18 protein-coding genes are annotated in these 19,717 nt (G+C 72.1%); 7 read left to right on the plus strand and 11 right to left on the minus strand.

What is annotated here, in order from left to right; all coding sequences use genetic code 11:
* Positions 1-34 precede the first annotated feature (34 nt).
* A complete protein-coding gene (locus tag GWK15_RS26305; protein ID WP_209442110.1) occupies positions 35-823 on the plus strand; it encodes a thermonuclease family protein in 789 nt (262 codons plus the stop codon).
* A gap of 4 nt (positions 824-827) precedes the next feature.
* Here the strand turns inward: GWK15_RS26305 and GWK15_RS10445 are convergent, their stop codons facing one another.
* Entirely contained in the window at positions 828-1,595 is a 768-nt protein-coding gene (locus GWK15_RS10445) for an arginyltransferase (RefSeq protein WP_168041219.1), read from the minus strand.
* A 51-nt stretch (positions 1,596-1,646) separates the two neighbouring features.
* A complete protein-coding gene (locus tag GWK15_RS10450) occupies positions 1,647-4,028 on the minus strand; it encodes a penicillin acylase family protein (RefSeq protein ID WP_338147228.1) in 2,382 nt (793 codons plus the stop codon).
* A gap of 82 nt (positions 4,029-4,110) precedes the next feature.
* On the opposite strand from GWK15_RS10450, the gene GWK15_RS26310 reads away from it, so the two are divergent.
* Positions 4,111-5,688, plus strand: coding sequence for a tetratricopeptide repeat protein (locus GWK15_RS26310; RefSeq protein ID WP_168041221.1), 1,578 nt, complete (start codon positions 4,111-4,113; stop codon positions 5,686-5,688).
* Positions 5,689-5,853: 165 nt separating this feature from the next.
* On the opposite strand, the gene GWK15_RS10460 is transcribed toward GWK15_RS26310, so the two are convergent.
* The 5 genes from GWK15_RS10460 to GWK15_RS10480 form a co-directional block, all read right to left on the minus strand.
* A complete protein-coding gene (locus GWK15_RS10460) occupies positions 5,854-6,345 on the minus strand; it encodes a surface-adhesin E family protein (protein WP_168041222.1) in 492 nt (163 codons plus the stop codon).
* On the minus strand, positions 6,342-6,992 hold the full coding sequence (gene bchJ / locus GWK15_RS10465; protein ID WP_338147229.1) for a bacteriochlorophyll 4-vinyl reductase: 651 nt from the start codon (positions 6,990-6,992) through the stop codon (positions 6,342-6,344). Before bchJ ends, GWK15_RS10460 begins: the two co-directional genes overlap by 4 nt.
* 4 nt (positions 6,993-6,996) lie before the next feature.
* On the minus strand, positions 6,997-8,655 hold the full coding sequence (gene bchE / locus GWK15_RS10470) for a magnesium-protoporphyrin IX monomethyl ester anaerobic oxidative cyclase (RefSeq protein ID WP_168041224.1): 1,659 nt from the start codon (positions 8,653-8,655) through the stop codon (positions 6,997-6,999).
* Positions 8,656-8,801: 146 nt separating this feature from the next.
* Complete coding sequence (locus tag GWK15_RS10475) at positions 8,802-10,313, minus strand: aldehyde dehydrogenase family protein (protein WP_168041225.1); 1,512 nt, start codon at positions 10,311-10,313, stop codon at positions 8,802-8,804.
* A 75-nt stretch (positions 10,314-10,388) separates the two neighbouring features.
* A complete protein-coding gene (locus GWK15_RS10480; protein WP_168041226.1) occupies positions 10,389-11,360 on the minus strand; it encodes a tripartite tricarboxylate transporter substrate-binding protein in 972 nt (323 codons plus the stop codon).
* Between the two features lie 137 nt (positions 11,361-11,497).
* Here GWK15_RS10480 and GWK15_RS10485 point away from each other — a divergent pair, with 137 nt between their 5' ends.
* Both GWK15_RS10485 and GWK15_RS10490 read left to right on the plus strand, forming a co-directional pair.
* Entirely contained in the window at positions 11,498-12,703 is a 1,206-nt protein-coding gene (locus GWK15_RS10485; RefSeq protein WP_168041227.1) for a CaiB/BaiF CoA transferase family protein, read from the plus strand.
* Between the two features lie 29 nt (positions 12,704-12,732).
* Positions 12,733-13,569 carry an alpha/beta fold hydrolase gene (locus GWK15_RS10490; protein WP_338147230.1) on the plus strand — a complete coding sequence of 279 codons (837 nt, stop codon included), beginning with the start codon at positions 12,733-12,735 and terminating at the stop codon, positions 13,567-13,569.
* On the opposite strand, the gene GWK15_RS10495 is transcribed toward GWK15_RS10490, so the two are convergent.
* On the minus strand, positions 13,563-14,357 hold the full coding sequence (locus tag GWK15_RS10495) for an SDR family NAD(P)-dependent oxidoreductase (protein ID WP_168041228.1): 795 nt from the start codon (positions 14,355-14,357) through the stop codon (positions 13,563-13,565). The two genes, GWK15_RS10490 and GWK15_RS10495, sit on opposite strands and share 7 nt — an antisense overlap.
* A gap of 184 nt (positions 14,358-14,541) precedes the next feature.
* Between GWK15_RS10495 and GWK15_RS10500 the strand changes: the two genes are divergently transcribed.
* Positions 14,542-14,874 carry a GYD domain-containing protein gene (locus GWK15_RS10500; protein ID WP_168041229.1) on the plus strand — a complete coding sequence of 111 codons (333 nt, stop codon included), beginning with the start codon at positions 14,542-14,544 and terminating at the stop codon, positions 14,872-14,874.
* Between the two features lie 43 nt (positions 14,875-14,917).
* On the opposite strand, the gene GWK15_RS10505 is transcribed toward GWK15_RS10500, so the two are convergent.
* Genes GWK15_RS10505 through GWK15_RS10515 form a run of 3 tightly spaced genes read right to left on the minus strand, consistent with a single transcriptional unit; the run spans position 14,918 to position 17,611 of the window.
* On the minus strand, positions 14,918-15,241 hold the full coding sequence (locus GWK15_RS10505) for a hypothetical protein (protein WP_168041230.1): 324 nt from the start codon (positions 15,239-15,241) through the stop codon (positions 14,918-14,920).
* Entirely contained in the window at positions 15,234-16,289 is a 1,056-nt protein-coding gene (gene hemB / locus GWK15_RS10510) for a porphobilinogen synthase (RefSeq protein WP_168041231.1), read from the minus strand. Before hemB ends, GWK15_RS10505 begins: the two co-directional genes overlap by 8 nt.
* On the minus strand, positions 16,286-17,611 hold the full coding sequence (locus GWK15_RS10515) for an O-acetylhomoserine aminocarboxypropyltransferase/cysteine synthase family protein (RefSeq protein ID WP_168041232.1): 1,326 nt from the start codon (positions 17,609-17,611) through the stop codon (positions 16,286-16,288). The genes hemB and GWK15_RS10515 overlap by 4 nt, the downstream gene beginning before the upstream one ends.
* A gap of 233 nt (positions 17,612-17,844) precedes the next feature.
* Here GWK15_RS10515 and rpiB point away from each other — a divergent pair, with 233 nt between their 5' ends.
* Positions 17,845-18,276, plus strand: coding sequence for a ribose 5-phosphate isomerase B (gene rpiB / locus GWK15_RS10520; protein WP_168041233.1), 432 nt, complete (start codon positions 17,845-17,847; stop codon positions 18,274-18,276).
* Positions 18,277-18,293: 17 nt separating this feature from the next.
* Positions 18,294-19,628, plus strand: coding sequence for a serine hydroxymethyltransferase (gene glyA / locus GWK15_RS10525; protein ID WP_168041234.1), 1,335 nt, complete (start codon positions 18,294-18,296; stop codon positions 19,626-19,628).
* The last annotated feature ends 89 nt before the right edge of the window (positions 19,629-19,717 follow it).

Consider the following 19,717-nt stretch of genomic DNA (forward strand, 5'->3'; position numbering starts at 1 on the left):
GAGAATCGATGAACCGGGACCGGGAAACGACCGCGTGTGGCGACGCCGACGCCAATTGCCGCCTGAACTGCGCGACGCCTTGCGTGATGCCGAACGGCGAACGCGGCGGGACCGCAACCGCACGCTGATATGGCGGCTGCGGCCGCTCGGGCGGGTGCTGGCGCCGGTGGCCGCAGGGCTGGCCTTGCTTGGCGGTTTCGTTGCCTGGCAGGCGCGGATGGTCGCGACGAATCCCGGACAGGCACAGTCCTCTGCGTCCGTAGCGGCGCGACCCCCGGCGGCCCCGCCGTCCACGCCGACGACCGTCGCTCCGCCACCCGCCGCCCCGCCCGGCGGCCTGCCGCGCGTCGTCTACGGCCCGGTCCCCGAGGCGCCGGAGCCGGCCGCGCCTGCGGTCCAGCCAGCGGCCACGCGCTTTTCCGTCCGTCCCGCCGTCATCGACGGGGACACGCTCGCCGCCGGCACCGATCGCCTGCGCATCCACGGCATCGACGCGCCCGAGATGGACCAGACCTGCCAGCGCCGCGGCGGCACCTATCCCTGCGGCAGCGCGGCGCGCGACGCCATGGTCGCCATCGTCGGCCGCGGCGGCCTGACCTGCGAGGCGCTCGACACCGACCGCTACGGCCGCAGCGTCGTGCGCTGCGTGACCGACCGCGGCACCGACATCGGCGCGGAACTGGTGCGGCAGGGCTGGGCGGTCGCCTTTCGGCGCTTCTCGCTCGACTACGTCGCGCAGGAGGCGGACGCGCGGGCCGCGCGGCGGGGCATCTGGGAAGGCAGCTTCATGGACCCGTCCGACTGGCGGGCGCGCAGCCGGTAGGCGCCTACGCCTCGATCCGCGACATGGTCGGTTCCACGGCGACGGGCGGGGTGTCGCCCAGCACGCGCCAAGCGCCACCGGTGAGCACCTCGCTCGGCCGGAAGCGCGCCTTGTAGGCCATCTTGCGGCTCTCCGGGACCCAATAACCCAGGTAGACGTAGGGAAGGCCCAGCTCCCGCGCCCGGTCCACCAGCCACAGCACCGCATGTGTGCCGAGGGACCGCTTCTCGAGCATCGGGTCGTAGAAGGAATAGACCGCCGAGAGACCGTCCGAGAGCCGGTCGGTCAGGCAGCCGCCGAGCAGCCGGTCGGTGGCGTCGCGGAACTCGACCACGGTCGTCGTGATCGGCGTGTCCTCGACCATGGCGCGGTAGTCGTAGAAGCCCATCGCCGCCATGTCGCCATCGGCGTGGCGGGCCTTCTGGTAGCGGTGGAACAGGGCAAACTGCTCGGCCGTCGCGCGCGCGGGCATCTCGATCGCGGAGACGTCGGCATTGTCGCGGGCGATGCGGCGCTGGGTGCGGTCGGGCTCGAAGGCGCCGGCGACGATGCGGATCGGGATGCAGGCCTGGCAGCCCGGGCAGACCGGCGAATAGGCGATGTTGTGGCTGCGGCGGAACCCGGCGCGGGAGAGCCGGTCGTGCAGCGCCTCGGCCTCGGCGCCGGACAGTTCGGTCACGATCTTCCGTTCCGTCCGTCCGGCCAGGTAGGGGCAGGGCAGGGGCGCGGTCGTGTAGAAGAACTGCGGGCGGCGGTTGGGGCGCTGGAGCATCTCGGAAGCCACAGTGTCGGCCCGCCGCGCGCCGGAATCAACCGCCCCGCGTCACGGCACCAGGTCGATGCGGCCCGAGGGCGCGCCCTCGATCGGCCCGAGGCGGACCTGCCCCCCGCCGACCCAGCGCGCGGTCAGGTCCGACCAGTGCGGGCTGAGGAAATGCCCTGACTGCCCCGTCGCGATGACGACGAAGGCGCCGGCGGGATCGGCGAGGTCGAAGACGCCACGGAATCCCGCCCCGTGGACATTGGCGAAGATGCCGCCCGATTCGCCGCGCGACCCGGCGCGGTTCACCGTCTCTCCATCGCCCGGGGAGGGTGTGGAGATCCGCACCCGGTCGCCGAGGAAGGGCACGAAGCGCAGCACCGGATGGTCGAAGCGCGCCGGATGGGCGGCCCCCCAGCGCCAGCTTGCCGGATCGGGGCCGTGGACCGGGGTGAGGTCGGCCACCGCCTGGGTCAGCGCTGCCGACAATGCCGGCCCGCAGCCGCCCTCGCCACACCAGGCGCGGCCCGCGGCCGGGTCGGTGAGGATGCGGGCGAGGAACTCCGGCGTGGCGCGCCAGGCGTCCTCGGTCACGCCGGCCGAGGCCAGCAGCGCGCGCCCGAAGCGGCCAAGCGTCGCGTGCAGGATCAGCGGCTCCGGTCGTCCCGCCGCAGCGCGCCCGTCCCAACCCGCCACCAGGTCCTGCGCCGCGCCGGCCGCTCCGGCCGGCCGCGGCGCGGCGCGCAGGGCCGGCAGCACCTCGAGCGCGAAGAGCGAGAGCGTATCCGCCTGCATCGCTCCGAAGCCCCGCGCATCGTGCCGCGGCGCGCCGGCGAGCATCTGGCCGATGCGGCGGAACCGCCAATCCCCGTTCCAGTCGGCGCCGAGGAAGACCGGCCCGTCGGCCGGGGCGGGGCGGTTGTTGCCGTTGGCGACCATGCCGCTCGCGGGGCTCTCGACATGGGGCATGGCGTCGAAGGGGACGAAGCCCGTCCAGTCATGCGCCCCGTCCCATCCCGGCACAGGCAGGCTGCCATCCCCGGCGCGGCGGATCGGCGTGCGGCCGGTCAGGTACATCGCGATGCCGCCATCGGCGTCCGCGACTGTCAGGTTCTGCGGCGGGCTGGTGATGAGCCGCGCGGCGGCCCGCGCATCGGCGATGCTGCGCCCCGAATTCAGCGCCAGCAGCCCCGCCGCGGCGGTGTCCGCCGGCGCGAGGTTCGCCATGGCCAGCGCGACGACTGTGCCGTCCGCGCGGCCCTGCGGCGCGTCGAGGTCCGACAGGACCGGCCCGTGCCGGCTCTCCCGAACCCGCATCGTCACGGGCTCACCGAAGCGGACGCGGATGACCTCCTCCCGCTCCGTGAAGGGGCGGGGACCGTCCGGCGTCTCATAGGCGTCGGGCCCGGCCAGGCGTTCGACGAAGACGTCCTGGGTGTCGGAATGGGTGGTGGTGAAGCCCCAGGCGAGGCGCTCGTTCCGCCCGATGACGATGCCCGGCACGCCCGGCGCCGTCGCGCCGGCGAGGACCCGACCGCCCGGCAGCTCGATCCGCGCGAGATACCAGATGACCGGCGCCTGGTAGCCAAGATGGGGGTCCGAGGCGAGCAGCGGCGCGCCCCCCGTCGCCCGGGCCCCACCGACCGCCCAGGCGTTGGAGGCGCTGGAGGGGATCGGGTTCTCCTCCGGGAATCGGGGCAGTTGTGCGATCAGGGTCTCGAAGCCCCGCAACGGCTCGATCGCGCTCATGCCGGCCGGCGGTCCCGATCCGGCGCCGAGATCCGGCCGGTCCGGCCGCCCCGGCGAGGTGTCCACCGGCCAGAGCGTCGCGAGGCGGTCGGGCGGCAGGATCGCGGCCAGCCGCGCCCGGTCGAGGTCGCCCCGGAAATTCCCCGACAGCGACAGCCCCATCGCCTTGCCCCACAGCAGGCTGTCGAGCGACCGCCACGGCTCCGGCGCGCCGAGCAGGACGAATTCCGGCGCCGCGAAGCGTCCCCGCGCCGCGATCCAGGCATTCACCCCCCGGGCATAGGCGTCGAGCGCCGCGCGCGTTTCCGCCGGCAGGGCCGCGAGGTCCATCGCCGCGCGCTGCTCGAAGCCGAAGAGGCGCATGTAGCGGTCGAAGCGCAGCGCGGCCGATCCGGTGATCTCCGCCACGCGGCCGGTCGCGCCGCGGCGCATCATCTCCATCTGGAAAAGCCGGTCGCGCGCATGCAGCCAGCCGAGCGCGGCCCAGGCATCGGCCTCGCTGCCGGCGCGGATGCGCGGGATGGCGTTGGCGTCGAAGGCGATCTCGACCGGCGCGGCGAGTCCGGGCAGGGCGACCCGCCCGTCGCGCGCCGGCAGCGTCCACCACAGCGCCGCCGCGAGACCCCCCACGGCGAGCACGACCAGGATCAGAAGGCCGAGGAGCGTGCGCCCGGCCCAGCGAAGGATGCGTCTCACCCCCGAGACATGGCCCGCCGCGCGCCCGCTGTGAACCGGCCTCGTCATCGACCGTTCAGCACGATGCTGCTAGGCGGGGGCCATGTCGCAACCCGAAGGCCAGACCGACGCCGGGGCGCCCGAGGCGGCGCTCGAGGCCATCCGCTCCGCTATCGCCGCGGCCCCGCGCGATCCGCGCCTGCATGCCGACCATGTCGCGCTGCTGCGCGGCCTCGGCCGGACCGAGGACGCGATCGCGGCCGCGCGCGCGGCCGTCGCCGCGACCCCGCTGCGCGCCCCGGCGCATGTGCTGATGGGGGAGACGCTGCTCTGGGCGCAGCGGCGCCCGGCCGCGCAGGCTGCCTTTGCCCGCGCGCGCGAACTCGACCCCGCCGACCGGCGCGCGCTGCTCGGCGCGATCCTCGTGGAGCCTGCCGCCAGCGGCGGGCAGGAAGCGGGGCCGCTGCTGGCGGGGGAGATGGAGCGCCTCCTCGCCGTTGGCGCGCCGCCGGCGGAGTGGCTCGCGCTGACCGGCGCGCTGCGGGAACAGGGGCGCGTGCCTTTGGCGATCACCGTCGCGGCCCGCGCCGTCGCGGCGCTGCCCACCGAGGCGGCGCTGCATCTGCGCCTCGGAGCGATGCGCATGGCCGCCGGCCGCGCGGTGGAGGCCGAGCCGGCCTTCCGGGAGGCGGCGCGGCTGGACCCTTCGCTGCTGGACGCCTGGCTCGGCCTGACCGACGCCTTGTGGCGCCAGCGCCGCATCCCCGAGGGCGTGGCGGCGCTCGCCGAGGCGGTGGCGGCGCATCCGGACAGCGCGACGCTCGCTTCCCGCCAGGCGACCTTCCTGGTCGCGGCGCATGAGCCCGTCGCGGCGGAACGGGCGGCGCGCCGGGCGCTGTCGCTCGATGCGCAGGATGAATCGGCCTGGCTGTGCCTGGGCGATGCGATCTGGCGGCAGCACCGCCAGCGCGATTCCGTTCGCGCCATCGAGGAAGGCCTGGTCGCGATGCCGGACAGCGTGGCGCTGGCCGCGCGGCTCGGTCACCTGTTGATCAGCCAGGATCGCCGCGCGGCGGCGGTGGAGGCCTTCCGCCGCGCCGTCTCGGGCGACCGCGCGCCGGCGCATGTCTGGCTCGGCTTCACCGACGCGCTGTGGCGGGCCGGGCAGGCGGAGGAGGCGGCGGAGGCGGTGCGCCGGGGCCTCGCGGCGCATCCGAACAGCGCCGAACTGCGCGCGCGGCTGGCGCAGCTGCTGATGGCCGGCGGCGAGGAGGAAGGCGCCCGCACGACGCTCGCCGAGGCGCTGGCGACGGATCCGGCGTCGGAGGAGGTGCACCTGGCCATGGCGGATGCGCTGTGGCGCCAGGGCCGCCGGGCCGAGGCGGTGGCCGCGGCGCGGGAGGCGGTGGCGGCGGTGCCGGACAAGCCGGCGGTCGCGGCCCGGCTGGGGCATCTGCTGCTCGAGGCTGGGGAGATCGCGGAGGCCGCGGCGATCTTCGAGCGCGTGACGGCCCAGGCGCCGAAGCTCGTGACCGGCTGGGTCGGGCTGTGCGACGCGGAGCGCGAGCGCAAGAACATCAAGGCGGCGATCGCCGCGCTGCGGAGCGCCGAGGCGGCCGGGGCGGACCGGCCGACCATGCGGATGCTGCGCTACCGGCTGTTCGGGGATCTCGAGGAGTAGGCGGTGAAGAACCGGAGGGTCGCCGCCCCTCCAGACCAACCTGCCAGGGGCCGACGGCCCCCTGGACCGCGGCCAAATGCCGCGCGGTATCGGTCCCCAAAGGCCTTTCGGCCTTTGGCGGGGTGAGCCCGAGAGGGGCGGCGCCCCTCTCGGATGCGCCGCGCTTCAGAGCGAGCAGGCGGCGTCCAGGAAGGATCCGCCGAGCGTCCCCGGCGCCGCCGGCCGGAAGGCGCTGCCGCGGGGCCGTTCGGCGTGCACCGGGTCCTGCGCGTTGGGCCTGGCGAACCAGGCGCCTTCCAGCGGCCGCCACTGGCGTTCCGCGCAGCGGTATTCGGCGACGAAGCGCACCGACTGCGCGCGGCCGCCCGTCTCCGGGATCGGGATCGATTCGCGCAGGTTCAGCAGGATCCAGGCGCGGCGGACGGGGCCGCGGGTGACGAGGCCGCGTTCCTGAACGAAGCCTCCCGCGATGTCCCCCTGCCCGGTCAGGGAGGTGATCGGCACCCAGCCGACCGGCGGCGGCGGGGGCGGCGGTTCGGCGGGCGGCGGCGGGGGCTCGGCGGCGCAGGCGGCGAGCAGCGTGGCGAAGGCGAGTGCCGCGACCGGACCCCGGCGGCGAGGGCGGGTGGCGGCTGCGTTCACGTTCCAGTCGGTCATGCGGCGGATGGTGAACCCCTGTCGGGCCGGCGTCCATCCGCAGGGCCGGAACGGCCGGGCCAGCGGATTTCGAACAGGCAGGATGGGCTGCCCATCGCTTCGCAGGCGGTCTCGGTGACCGCGGTCGCGGGATGCACCAGGGCGCGGAACAGGCCCTGGAATGTCGCGGCGCAGTAGTCGCAGGCCGGGCGGTCGGCGGCCTGGCCCCGGGCCATGGGATTGTCCGCGATGGCGAAGCGGATCGGGCGCCCCCACTGCACGGCGAAGCGCCCGCTGCCGGCGAAGGTCCAGGCATGACGGCCGATGGCGGCGAGCAGGATGCGCGCGGCGAGCCGCTCCGGCAGGCGGGGCAGGAGGATCCGCATGACTCGCGGGATGCGGTGGGCGAGGAGGTAGTCCGCCGTGCGCCGCCCGGCATCGGCGGCGATGGTCGCGGCGTCGGCCGGCGGCAGCGTCGCGCGCAGGGCCGCGTGCAGCGCGCGCACTTCGTCTTCCGGGACCATGCGCTGCGGCGGCACGGCCAGGCGATGGGCGAGGCCCGCCCGGCCGAAGACCGCTGTCGCGATGGGCTCGCCGCGCGCGGCGCGCAGCGCCTCGGCAAGCCGCGTCACCGCATTGGGGCCGATGCGCGCGGAGGCCTCGGACACGGCGTCAGTCCCCCTGCAGCGGCGCCCTTTCGCGCGGCGCGCCGACGGCATCCATCTGCGCTTCGGTGAGCTGCTCCGCGCCGCCGCCGCAGGCGCGGATGTCGGCATTGGCCGCCGGCATCTTCACCTTCGGCCGGTGCATCGTCTTCCACATCGCATTGTGCGGGGCGCGCGCGGCATCGGCGGTCAGGGTGCGGCTCTCGTCGAAATGGAAGTCGACGTTCTTCTTGGATTGCGGGCCCCAGTAGCCGACCTTGCCGAGGTCGTAGAAGGTCCGCTGGAAGCCCGATTTCGCGAAGGCCCAGAGGCAGCCGAGCATGTACTTCCGCTTCACCTTGTCGCGCAGCCACGGGTAGGAGAGGAAGGTCTTGCGCAGGTAGAAGCGCCGGTAGTTGTGCATGGTGCGATCGAGCAGCGTCGCGCGGTCCATCGCATCCGGCTTCATGATCGGCGTGACGAAGTTGTACTTCGAGAAGTCGAACACCTCGACCTTGTCGCCCAACTCCTTGAACAGGTCGTTGAACGGCCAGGGCGTGTACATGGCCCAGTTCGCCATGTCCGGATCCCAGTCGAGCGCCATGCGGTAGGTCTCTTCCAGCGTCTCGACCGTCTCGTTCTCGAGGCCGACGATGAACTGCGCCTCGGCGACGATGCCGTTCTGGCGCAGCAGCTGGATGGCCTTCTTGTTCTGCGCGACCGTCGTCTCCTTGTTGAAGCGGTCGAGCTTGAGCTGGGCTGCGGCTTCGGTGCCGAGCGAGATGTGGATCAGCCCCGCCTTGCGATAGAGCGGCAGCAGCGCCTCGTCGCGCAGGATGTCGGTGACGCGGGTGTTGATGCCCCAGAGCACCGGCAGGTTGCGTTCGATCAGCGCCTCGCAGAACTCGACGAACTTCTTCTTGTGGATGGTCGGTTCCTCGTCCGCGAGGATGAAGAAGCCGACGCCGTGGTTGCGCACCAGGTCCTCGATCTCGTCCACCACCTTGCGCGGGTCGCGCACGCGGTAGTCGCGCCAGAACTTCCACTGGGAACAGAAGGAGCAGGTAAACGGGCAGCCGCGCGCCAGGTTCGGGATCGCGACCTTCGTGTTCATCGGGATGTAGATGTAGTTCGACCAGTCGAGGATGCCCCAGTCCGCGACGATGCGGTCGACCTCCTTGATCGGCGGGCAGGCGGGCGTGGCCTTCACCGTGCCGTCCGCGGCGGTGAAGGCGATGCCCTTCACGCTGTCGCGTTCCGCCGGCCAGCGGCCCTCGTCGATGCAGCGTACCAGGTCGGTCAGCACCTGCTCGCCCTCGCCGCGCACCACCACGTCGATCCAGGGCGCCTCGGCCAGGACCTGGGGGTACATGAAGGTGCCGTGGATGCCGCCGAGCACGGTGACCGCCTCGGGGCAGGTCTCCTTGGCGATCTTCAGCAGCGCTTCGGCTTCGTAGATGGCGGGGGTGATGGCGGTGGCGCCGATCACGTCGGGCTTCAGCGCCGCGAGACGGTCCCGCAACTGGTCGTGCGAGAGGTGGTTCGTCATCGCGTCGATGAAGGTGATGTCGGTGAAGCCCTCGGCTTTCAGCCAGCCGGAGAGGTAGGCCACCCAGGCCGGCGGCCAGTTGCCGGCGATCTCGGCCCCGCCGGAATGGTAGTTCGGGTGGATCAGGACGATGCGCATCGGACGGCCTCCCGCCGCGTCGGCCGCGGTCGGGAGGAAGCCTTGCGCAGGGGCGCGGGGGGCGCCTTGCGGTATGTCAAGTCAGGTTGACGATCGAATCGTCAACCTGACTTGTCGTTTGGGCGATGGCGAGGCGCGGCGGCGCCTCAGGCCATGTTCACCATGATGGTCTTCTTGTGCGTGAAGTGCTCGAGCATCGCCTCGAGCGAGGCTTCCTTGCCGAGGCCCGAGGACTTCACGCCGCCGTAGGACAGGTTCGCCTGCACCACGAGGTTCTGGTTGATCTGCACGAGGCCCGCTTCGAGGCGGTGCGCGAGGTCGAGCCCGACCTTGAGGTTGTTCGTCCAGAGCGAAGCGGCGAGGCCGTAGTCGGAGTCGTTCGCATCCGCCAGCACCGCCTCGGGGTCGTCGAAGGCCTGGATGACGGTGACCGGGCCGAAGATCTCCTCCTTCACCAGGCGGCTGTCCTTGGTCAGGCCGGTGAAGATCACGGGCTGGATGAACAGGCCCTTCTTCAGCGCCGGGTCGCTCGGCATGGCGGAGCAGACATGCGCGGTCGCGCCCGGCGTCGCCGTGCCTTCCGCGATGTAGGCCTTCACCTTCTCGAGCTGGCCTTCGGAGACGATGGTGCCGATGTCGGTCTTCTCGTCGAGCGGATCGCCCATGACCATCTTGTTCACCGCGTCCTTCATCGCCTGGACGAAGCGATCGAAGATCGGGCGCTCGACATAGATGCGCGACGCCGCGGTGCAGGACTGGCCCTGGCGCGTGAAGCGCATGGAGGTCAGCGCGCCCGAGACGGTCTTGTCGAAGTCGCAGTCGGCGAAGACGATCATCGGCGACTTGCCGCCGAGTTCGAGCGTGACGGGGATCAGCTTCTCGGCCGCCGCGCGGGCGACGATCTTGCCGGTCTCGACCGAGCCCGTGAACGTCACCTTGCGCACCTTCGGGTGCATCACGAGCGGCGCGCCACATTCCGGCCCGAAGCCCGAGACCATGTTGAACACGCCGGGCGGCAGCACGCGGTTCATGATCTCGCAGATGCGCAGCACGGCGAGGGGGGCTTCCTCGGCCGACTTCACCACGACGGCATTGCCGGCGACCAGCGCGGGCGCGACCTTCAGCGCCATCAGCAGCATCGGCACGTTCCACGGGATGATCGCGCCGACCACGCCGAGCGGCTCGCGCACCGTCACCGACAGCACCTTCGGGTCGAAGGGCACGCTCTCGCCCTTCAGCTCGGACCCGAGGCCGCCGAAGAACTCGAAGACGTCGGCGACGACGTTCGCCTCGACGCGGGATTCGGTGCGCAGCGCCTTGCCGGTCTCGAGCGCGATGAGGCGGCCGAGCTCGTCGACATGCTCCTTCAGCAGCTGCGCGCACTGGTGGACCATCGCGCCGCGCTTGCGGGCCGGGACCTTGGCCCATTCCTTCTGCGCCTTGGCCGCGTTCTGCACGGCGGCGTCGACGTCGGCCGCGTCGCCCTCGGCGGCGCGGGCCACCTCGGCGCCGGTCGCGGGGTTCACCACGGCGAAGGTCTTGCCCGAGCGCGCCGGGACATAGGCCCCGCCGATGAAGTGCACGCCGGACAGCGCCTTGGCGAGCGCGAAGGGATCGGTGGACGGGGCGGCGGGGGTCGGGTGCGGGCGGTCGAGCATGGGACGCTCCTCGGCGGTCTCGTTCGGGCGGCAGCAATAGACCCGGCCGGGTCCGGTGGGAACCGCCGGGGCGGGTCAGCGCCGCTCGATCCGCACGCCCGTTTCGGCCACGACCCGGCGCCAGCGCGCGAGTTCCGCCCGGGCGAAGGCCGCGGCCGTCTCGGGCGTGCTGTCGGCGACCGCGATGGTGCCGATCTCGGCCAGCCGGGCGGCCAACTCCGGCTCCGCCAGCGCTGCGTTGAAGGCCGCGTTGAGCCGCATCAGCACCGGCGCCGGCGTGCCGGCCGGGGCGAGGGCGAGGATCCAGGTCTCGGCATCGAAGCCCGGCACGGCGAGGTCGGCGATGCTCGGCAACCCGGCCTGCGGCCCCGCGGGGCGCTGGCTCGCCCGCGCGATGGCCCGCAGCCTGCCATCCGCGATGGCGCCGGCGACGGTGGGCACGGACTCGATCATGAAGGTCACCTCGCCCGAGAGCAGCGCCTGCATGGCCGGCCCGCCGCCGCGATAGGCGACGTGCTCGACCTGCACGCCCGTGCCCTTGGCGAACCATTCCCCGGCGAGGTGCGGCATGGATCCCACCCCGGCCGAGCCGAAATTGTGCTTGCCCGGTTCCGCCTTCAGCCGTGCGACGAGCCCGGCGAGGTCTGTGATGCCCGACGAGGACGGCACCACCAGCACGAAGCCCGTGACGCCGAGCAGTGCGACCGGCGCGAAGTCCCGCTCCGGATCATAGGGCAGGTCGGCGAAGAGCGCCGGGTTGACCGCCTGGGTCGCGGCAACGCCGAGCAGCAGCGTCTGCCCGTCCGGCGGCAGGCGCCGGACGTATTCCGCCGCGGTGGCGCCGCCGGCCCCGGCGCGGTTCTCGACGACCACCGGCTGGCCGAGATGGGCCGCGAGCCGCGCCGCGATCAGCCGCGCCCCGATATCGGTCGACCCGCCCGGCGCGAAGGGGACGACGAGCGTGACCGCGCGCCCCTGCTGGGCCATCAGCGGCAGGGGCGCCAGGCCGAGCGCAGCGGCGGCAAGCATTTCGCGGCGATGGATCATCGGGCGTTCCTCCGGCTTCGTTTGCGCGAGCCTGCCATGACCCGGGCGCCGGGCGGAACGTGCCGTCGCGCGCCCGTGCCGGGTTGCCGCATCGTAACGCCGCGACTAAGCCTCCCCGCGAGCCAAGGGAGTTCCGCATGACCAGCCCCGCCGGCCCGCTTTCGGGTCTTCGCGTCCTCGACCTCACCCGCGTCCTCGCCGGCCCGACCTGCACGCAGATGCTGGGCGACCTCGGCGCCGAGGTGATCAAGATCGAGCGCCCCGAGGCCGGCGACGACACCCGCGGCTTCGCGCCCCCCTTCTGGCCCGAGACCAAGGAATCCGCCTACTTCATCGGCGTGAACCGCAACAAGAAGTCGGTCACGCTCGACATGGCGAAGCCCGAGGCGCAGGCCATCCTGCACCGCCTCCTCGAGACCACCGACATCCTGGTCGAGAACTTCAAGGTCGGCGCGCTGGCGAAGTACGGCCTGGGGTGGGAGCAGCTGAAGGCGAAGTACCCGCGGCTGATCTACTGCTCCATCACCGGTTTCGGGCAGACCGGCCCCTATGCGCCGCGCCCGGGCTATGACGCGCTGATCCAGGCGATGGGCGGCGTGATGTCCCTGACCGGCGAGCCGAACGGCAGTCCGCAGAAGGTCGGCGTCCCGGTCGCCGACCTGTTCGCCGGGCTCTATGGCTGCATCGGCATCCTCGCCGCGCTGAACCACCGCAACGCGACGGGGCAGGGGCAGCAGATCGATATCGGCATGCTCGACACGCATGTCGCCTGGCTCGCCAACCAGGGCATGAACTACCTCTCGACCGGCGAGAACCCGCCGCGGCTCGGCAACCAGCACCCGAACATCAGCCCGTATCAGGAATTCCCGACCAAGGACGGCTACATCATCCTCGCGGTCGGCAACGACCCGACCTTCGAGCGCTTCTGCAAGGCCTTCGGGCAGGAGCACCTGCTCGCCGACGAACGCTTCGCGACCAACCCCAGGCGCGTGGCCAACCGCGACCTGGTGACGCAGACCCTGACGCCGGTGATGAAGACCCGCACCACGACCGAATGGGTCGAGGCGCTCGAGGCCCAGAAGATCGGCTGCGGACCGATCAACACGCTGAAGGACGTCTTCGCCGACCCGCATGTGAATGCGCGCAACATGACCCTTGAGATGGATCATGGCAGCGGCGCCAAGGTGAAGGTGATTGCCAACCCGGTGAAACTCAGCGCGACGCCGCCCACCTATCGCTCGGCGCCCCCGGTGCTCGGCGAGCACACGGAGGAGGTCCTTTCCGGCCTGCTCGGCATGAGCGCGGAGGAGATCGCCGCGCTGCGGGCGAAGTCGATCCTGTAGCCGGCCCGCGCCGGCGGGACGGAGGAGGGATGATGCGCGAAGGCGCGGTGCGTTGGCTGTCGCCGGCCGGGTTCTTCACCATGCGCTGGTGGGAATGGGGGCCGGAGGACGGCGCGCCGGTGGTCTGCGTGCATGGCCTCACGCGCTCCGGGCGCGACTTCGACGCGCTGGCCCAAGGGCTCGCGGCGGCAGGCCGGCGGGTGATCTGCCCGGACCTTCCCGGCCGCGGCGCCTCGGACTGGCTGCCGGATGCGATGCTCTACCAGCCGCCGGTCTATGTCGCCGCGCTGTCGCACCTGCTGGCGCGGATCGACGGTCCGGTGGACTGGGTCGGCACCTCGCTCGGCGGCATTTGCGGCATGGCCATCGCGGCGACGCCGGGGCATCCGATCCGGCGGATGGTGCTGAACGACGTCGGCGCCTTCGTCCCGCAGGAGGCGATGGCCCGCATCCGCGACTACATGGGCAACGAGCCGCTGTTCGAGGACATCCCTGCGCTCGAGGCGCATCTGCGCACGGTGCACGCGCCCTTCGGGAACCTCAGCGATGCCGAATGGCGGCACCTCGCGGAGACCTCGGCGCGGCCCGGCGGCGATGGCGTGCTGTTGCACTACGACCCTGCCATCGCGACGCCGATCCGCGCGACCGAAGCCCAGGCGATCGACATGCGTGCGCTCTGGGCGCTGGTGAAGATCCCGGTGCTGCTGATCCGCGGCGCGGAGAGCGACCTGCTGCTGCCCGAGACGGCGGCCGAGATGGCCGCGCAGCCGCATGTGCGCCTTGCGGAGATCGCCGGGGCGGGTCACGCCCCGGCGCTGATGGATCCCGCCCAGGTCGCGCTGGTGCGGGACTTCCTGGGTCAGTAGCCGGGCCGGGGCACGAGCCCCATCATCACCTGGTCGAGCCCGCCATCGACCAGCAGTTCCGCACCGTTGACGTAGGCGGCGCGGGGGCTGGCGAGGAAGGTCACGGCATCCGCGATGTCCTTGGGCGTGCCGACGCGCCCGGCGGGCACCATCTCCGACCGCCGCTCGAGCACGCCGGGCGCTTGGTAGAAGGCTTCCGACAGCGGCGTGCGGATCAGCCCCGGGCTGACCACGTTGCTGCGGATCCGGTCCGGTCCCCATTCATAGGCGATCTGGCGCGAGAGCATCGCGACGCCGGCCTTGGAGGGGCTGTAGGCACCGGACCTCGGCTGCGGGTTGGTCGCGGCGATGGAGGCGATGTGCACCAGCGCGCCGCCGCCCCTGGCCAGCATCTGCGGCCGCACCGCCTGCGCGCAGGCGAGGTAGCCCGTCAGGTTCACAGCCATCAGCGCGTTCCACTGCGCGATCGGGATCTCCGACAGCGGGCCGGGGCGCAGGATGCCGGCATTGTTGACCAGGATGTCGGCATCGCCGAGGGCGGCGCGCGTCGCGGCCAGGGCGGCGGCGATGCTGGCCTCGTTCGTGGTGTCGCAGGCGGCCGCGGCGGCCTTGGCACCCTGGGCGCGCAGCCCGGCCGCGACGGCCTCCGCCGCCGCGCCGTCGAGGTCGAGGACGCCGACCGCGGCGCCGGCGCCGGCCAGTTCCGCCGCGATGGCGCTGCCGATGCCGCCCGCGGCCCCGGTGACGATCGCGACGCGCCCCGCAAGTCCAAGCCAGTCATTCGCCATGGATGGTTCCTCCCGCGCGGAGCCTCGCGCGGCACGGCCGCCGCGTCCACCGGGGCCGCATGCGGATGCATGCTGAATGTTTCCCTGCCGGACGGTATGCGGGCGTAGCGTGCACCGCCGCGGACCGCGCGCAGACCTCGGCCGCGGCACATGCCGGGTTCCCGACGAGCCTGGAGGCACGACCATGTTGTTCTGCGTTACCGCGAACTACACCCCGGCTGCCATCAACGCGCTGATGGCGAAGCCGGAGACGAACCGGTCCGAGGCGGTCCGGCGCGTCATCGAGGCCGCCGGCGGAAAGCTGGTGTCGTTCTACAGCACGGCTGCGGAAGGGCCCGGCGTCCTCGTCATCTTCGACGTTCCCGACGCGATGGCCGCGCCCGCGATCGGCGGCGTCGTCATGTCGACCGGGGCGCTGCAGAACTACCGCCTGACCCGGCTGATGACGCCCGAGGAGGTGGTTGGCGTCCGCCGCAAGGCGGCACAGCTCAAGGCGTCCTACGCGGCGCCGTCGTAACGGCGGGGCTTCCGGGGGGCGGCGCAGGCCGCCTCCCGTGCTCTCAGCCGCGCCCCAGACCGAGGCGCCGGCGCAGCTTCTGCCATGCCGACAGTGCGCCCGCCGTGGCCGGGGCGGTTGGCAGCGGCGGCAGGCGCGTGGCGGACGCGGGCGGCATCAGCGCCACGCGCCGTTCGCGCAGCGCCGCGACGCGGCGCCAGGCGCGGGCCTGCTCCTCGGTGCCCGGGGCGATGCGGCGGTAGGCGATCACCGCCTCGACCTCGGCGCGATGCAGGCGGATGAGGACGACCGCCGGATCCTCGGCACGGTCCGAGGCCCCGTGCCAGGGACGGCGCAGCGCCTCCTCCGGGACCCGGGCCTCAGCCACGGCGCAGGACCTCGGCCGCCTCCACCGCGAAGTAGGTCAGCACCCCGTTGGCGCCGGCGCGCTTGAAGCCCATGAGGCTCTCCATCATCGCCCGTTCGTGCTCGATCCAGCCGTTTTGCACGGCGGCCATGATCATCGCGTACTCGCCCGACACCTGATAGGCGAAGGTCGGCACCGCGAAGCGGTCCTTCACGCGCCGGACGATGTCGAGGTAGGGCATGCCCGGCTTGACCATGACCATGTCCGCACCCTCGGCGAGGTCGAGCGCCACTTCGCGCAGCGCCTCGTCCGAATTGGCCGGGTCCATCTGGTAGGTCTTCTTGTCGCCGCGCAGCGCCTTGCCCGACCCCAGCGCGTCGCGGAACGGCCCGTAGAAGGCCGAGGCGTACTTCGCCGCGTAGGACATGATGCGCGTGTCGATGAAGCCCTGTGCGTCGAGCGCCTGGCGGATCGCGCCGATGCGCCCGTCCATCATGTCCGACGGCGCGATGACGTCGATGCCGGCCTCGGCCTGGTTCAGCGCCTGGCGCACCAGGATCGCGACGCTGTCGTCGTTGTGGACGTAGTCGCCGGTCCGCGTCTCGCGGATCACGCCGTCATGGCCGTGGTCGGTATAGGGGTCGAGGGCGACGTCGCCCACCAGCCCGACCTCGGGGAAGTGCTTCTTCAGCTCCCGCGCCGCGCGGCAGATCAGGTTGTTGGGGTTCAGCGCCTCGGTGCCCTCGGCGTCCTTCGCCTCGGGCGGGGTCGCGGGGAAGATCGCGAGCGCGGGCACGCCGAGGCGTGCCGCCTTCTCGACATGCGGCGCGAGGCGGTCGACCGTCACGCGGGTCTGGCCCGGCATGGAGCCGACCGCGCGTTCCTCGTTGGTGCCCTCGATGACGAAGATCGGCCAGATCAGGTCGTCGACCGAGAGGGAATTCTCGGCGACCAGCCGCCGGGTCCATGCGTCGCGCCGGTTGCGGCGCATGCGCACCGTCGGGAATGCGCCGAGGGCGTCGGGGGCCTCGGCGGCGAAGGGCAGGCCCTGGCGGCGGTCGGCGTTCATTCCGCGGCGGCCTTCATCGCGGGGCCGGTCGCGGCCTTCAGCGCCTGGTCGAGGTCGGCGATGATGTCGTCGATGTGCTCGATGCCGATCGATAGGCGGATGTAGCCGGGCGTCACGCCGGAGGCCGCCTGTTCCTGCTCGTCGAGCTGGCTGTGCGTCGTGGTCGCCGGATGGATCGCGAGGCTGCGGGCGTCGCCGATGTTCGCCACGTGATAGAACATCTGCAGCGCCTCGATGAACTTCTGGCCGGCGTCCTTGCCGCCCTTCAGCTCGATGCCCATCAGGCTGCCATAGCCGCCCTTGAGCATGGCGTCGGCGCGACGCTTCCACTCGCCTTCCATCAGCGAGGGATGGATCACCTTCGCCACCGCCGGGTGCTGCGCGAGGAAGGCCGCGGCCTTCAGCGCGTTGGCGCAATGGCGTTCCATGCGCAGCGGCAGCGTCTCGAGACCCTGGATGGTCAGGAAGGCGTTCATCGGCGCCATCGGCGCGCCGAGGTCGCGCAGCAGGCAGGTCCGCATGCGGATGATGTAGGCGATCGGCCCGAGCGGCTTCACCGCCTGCGTCCACACCGCGCCGTGGTAGGACGGGTCAGGCTTGTTCAGCGTCGGGAAGCGCTCGCCATGGGCTTCCCAGTCGAAATTGCCGCCATCGACGACCATGCCGCCGATCGAGGTGCCGTGCCCGCCGATCCACTTCGTCGTGGAGTGCATGACGATCGCCGCACCATGCTGCAGCGGCTTGCAGATCACGGGCGCGGCCGTGTTGTCCATGATCAGCGGCACGCCGATCTTGCGCCCCAGCGCCGCGACTTCCGCGATCGGGAAGACGTGCAGCTTCGGGTTGGGCAGCGTCTCGGCGTACCAGCAGCGGGTGCGCGTATCGGTCGCCTTGACGAAGTTCTCGGGGTCGGCGGGATCGACGAAGCGCACCTCGACGCCGAACTGCTTCAGCGTGTTGGCAAAGAGGTTCCAGGTGCCGCCGTAGAGGTCGGTGGAGGACACGATGTTGTCCCCGGCCTCGCAGAGGTTCAGCACGCAGAAGGTCGTGGCCGCCTGGCCCGAGCCGAGCGCGAGGCCGGCCACGCCGCCCTCGAGCGCCGCGACGCGCTTTTCCAACACGTCCACGGTCGGGTTCATGATGCGGGTGTAGATGTTGCCCAGTTCGGCCAGCGCGAACAGGCGCGCGGCATGGCCGGTGTCCTGGAACTGGAAGGAGGTCGTCTGGTGGATCGGCACCGCGACCGATCCGGTGCTCGGATCCGCCCGCCAGCCGGCGTGCAGAGCGATGGTTTCGGGGTTGGTGAAGTTCGGTGCGGACATGGCACCCTCCCGTTCGGCGGCGTGTTCCCTGGCACCTCAAGTGCCACGGGAATGGGCAGGGCGAAAGTGAAATGCGGCGCTTGCGAAAAGCCGGGTGCCGAAAAAATGCGCTTGTCCGGGGGCGGGGCGCGGGAGCAATTCCTTCTCCATGCCTGCCGCCGCGCGATCCGCCCTGGACGGCGCGGCCCCGGGCTGCCAAGGACGGGCCCGAACTGAGACCCGGCTTGCCCCTCATGGACCTCACCATCGCTTCCGACCACGCCGGCCTGCCGCTCAAGGACGCGCTCAAGGCGGCGCTCCAGGCGGAAGGCCATGCCGTCCAGGATTTCGGGACGCACGGTCCCGAGTCGGTGGATTATCCCGACTACGCCCATGCCGCCTGTGCCCCGGTCGCGGCCGGCCAGGTACCCTTCGGCATCCTGGTCTGCGGCAGCGGCATCGGCATGGCCATCGCGGCCAACCGCAACCCCGGCATCCGCGCCGCCGTGCTGCACGACACGACCGAGGCGCGGCTGACCCGCGCCCACAACAATGCCAATGTCGCCTGCTTCGGCGCCCGCACCACCGGGATCGAGACCGCCCTCGATGCCCTGCGCGCCTTCCTCGCGACCCCCTATGAGGGCGGCCGGCACGACCGCCGCCTCGCCAAGCTGAACGCGGCCTGAGAAGAAGGACCGGCACGATGCGCCAGACCCCCGCCCCCCTTCGCGCCCCCGATGGACCCGCCGCCGGCGTCGCCCCGACCGAGGGCTTCTTCCGCGCCTCCCTCGCCGCGGCGGACCCCGACCTCGCCGCCGCGGTGGCCGAGGAACTGACCCGCCAGCAGGACGGCATCGAGCTGATCGCCTCCGAGAACATCGTCTCGAAGGCGGTGCTCGAGGCGCAGGGCTCGGTCCTGACCAACAAGTACGCCGAGGGATATCCGGGCCGCCGCTACTACGGCGGCTGCGAGGCGGTCGACATCGCCGAGCGCCTGGCGATCGAGCGCGCCTGCAAGCTGTTCGGCTGCGGCTTCGCCAACGTCCAGCCCCATTCCGGCGCGCAGGCGAACCAGGCGGTGTTCCTTGCGCTGCTGCAGCCGGGTGATGCCTTCATGGGCCTCGACCTAGCGGCCGGCGGGCACCTGACGCATGGCTCGCCGGCCAACCTGTCGGGCAAGTGGTTCAAGCCGGTGCCCTACACGGTGCGCCGCGAGGACCAGACCATCGACATGGAGGAGGTCGCCCGCATCGCGCGGGAGAACAAGCCGAAGCTGATCATCGCCGGCGGCTCGGCCTATGCCCGCCACTGGGATTTCGCCCGCTTCCGCGCCATCGCGGACGAGGTCGGTGCCTACTTCATGGTGGACATGGCGCATTTCGCGGGCCTCGTGGCCGGCGGCGCGCACCCGTCGCCGGTTCCCCACGCGCATGTCACGACGACGACCACGCACAAGACGCTGCGCGGCCCGCGCGGGGGCATGATCCTCACGAATGACGAGGCGATCGCGAAGAAGGTCAACTCCGCGGTCTTCCCCGGCCTGCAGGGCGGGCCGCTGATGCACGTCATCGCCGCCAAGGCGGTCGCCTTCGGGGAGGCGCTGTGCCCCGAGTTCAAGGCCTATGCCGCCCAGGTCGTCGCCAACGCCAAGGCGCTGGCCGAGGAACTGAAGGCCCAGGGCCTCGACCTCGTCACAGGGGGCACCGACAACCACCTCCTGCTGGTGGACCTGCGGCCGAAGCGCCTGAACGGCAAGGTGGCCGAGGCGGCGCTGAACCGTGCCCACCTGACCTGCAACAAGAACGCCATCCCCTTCGACCCCGAGAAGCCGATGGTGACCTCGGGAGTCCGCCTCGGCACCCCGGCGGCGACCACCCGCGGCTTCGGCACGGCCGAGTTCCGCGCCGTGGGCAAGCTGATTGGGGAGGTGCTGGACGGCGCGGCCGCGTCGAATGCCGAGGGCGGCGTCAACACGGCGGTCGAGACCGCGGTGAAGGCCAAGGTGCTGGAGCTCTGCCGGCGCTTCCCGGTCTACTGAGCCATCCCGACGGGGGCGTCGCAACCGCGACGCCACCCGTGGCGCATTCGCGGCGGTTCGGCCACAATATGTAGAGTCGACCGAAGGAC

This window comes from Neoroseomonas oryzicola (genome assembly GCF_012163135.1).
GTDB lineage: Bacteria > Pseudomonadota > Alphaproteobacteria > Acetobacterales > Acetobacteraceae > Neoroseomonas > Neoroseomonas oryzicola.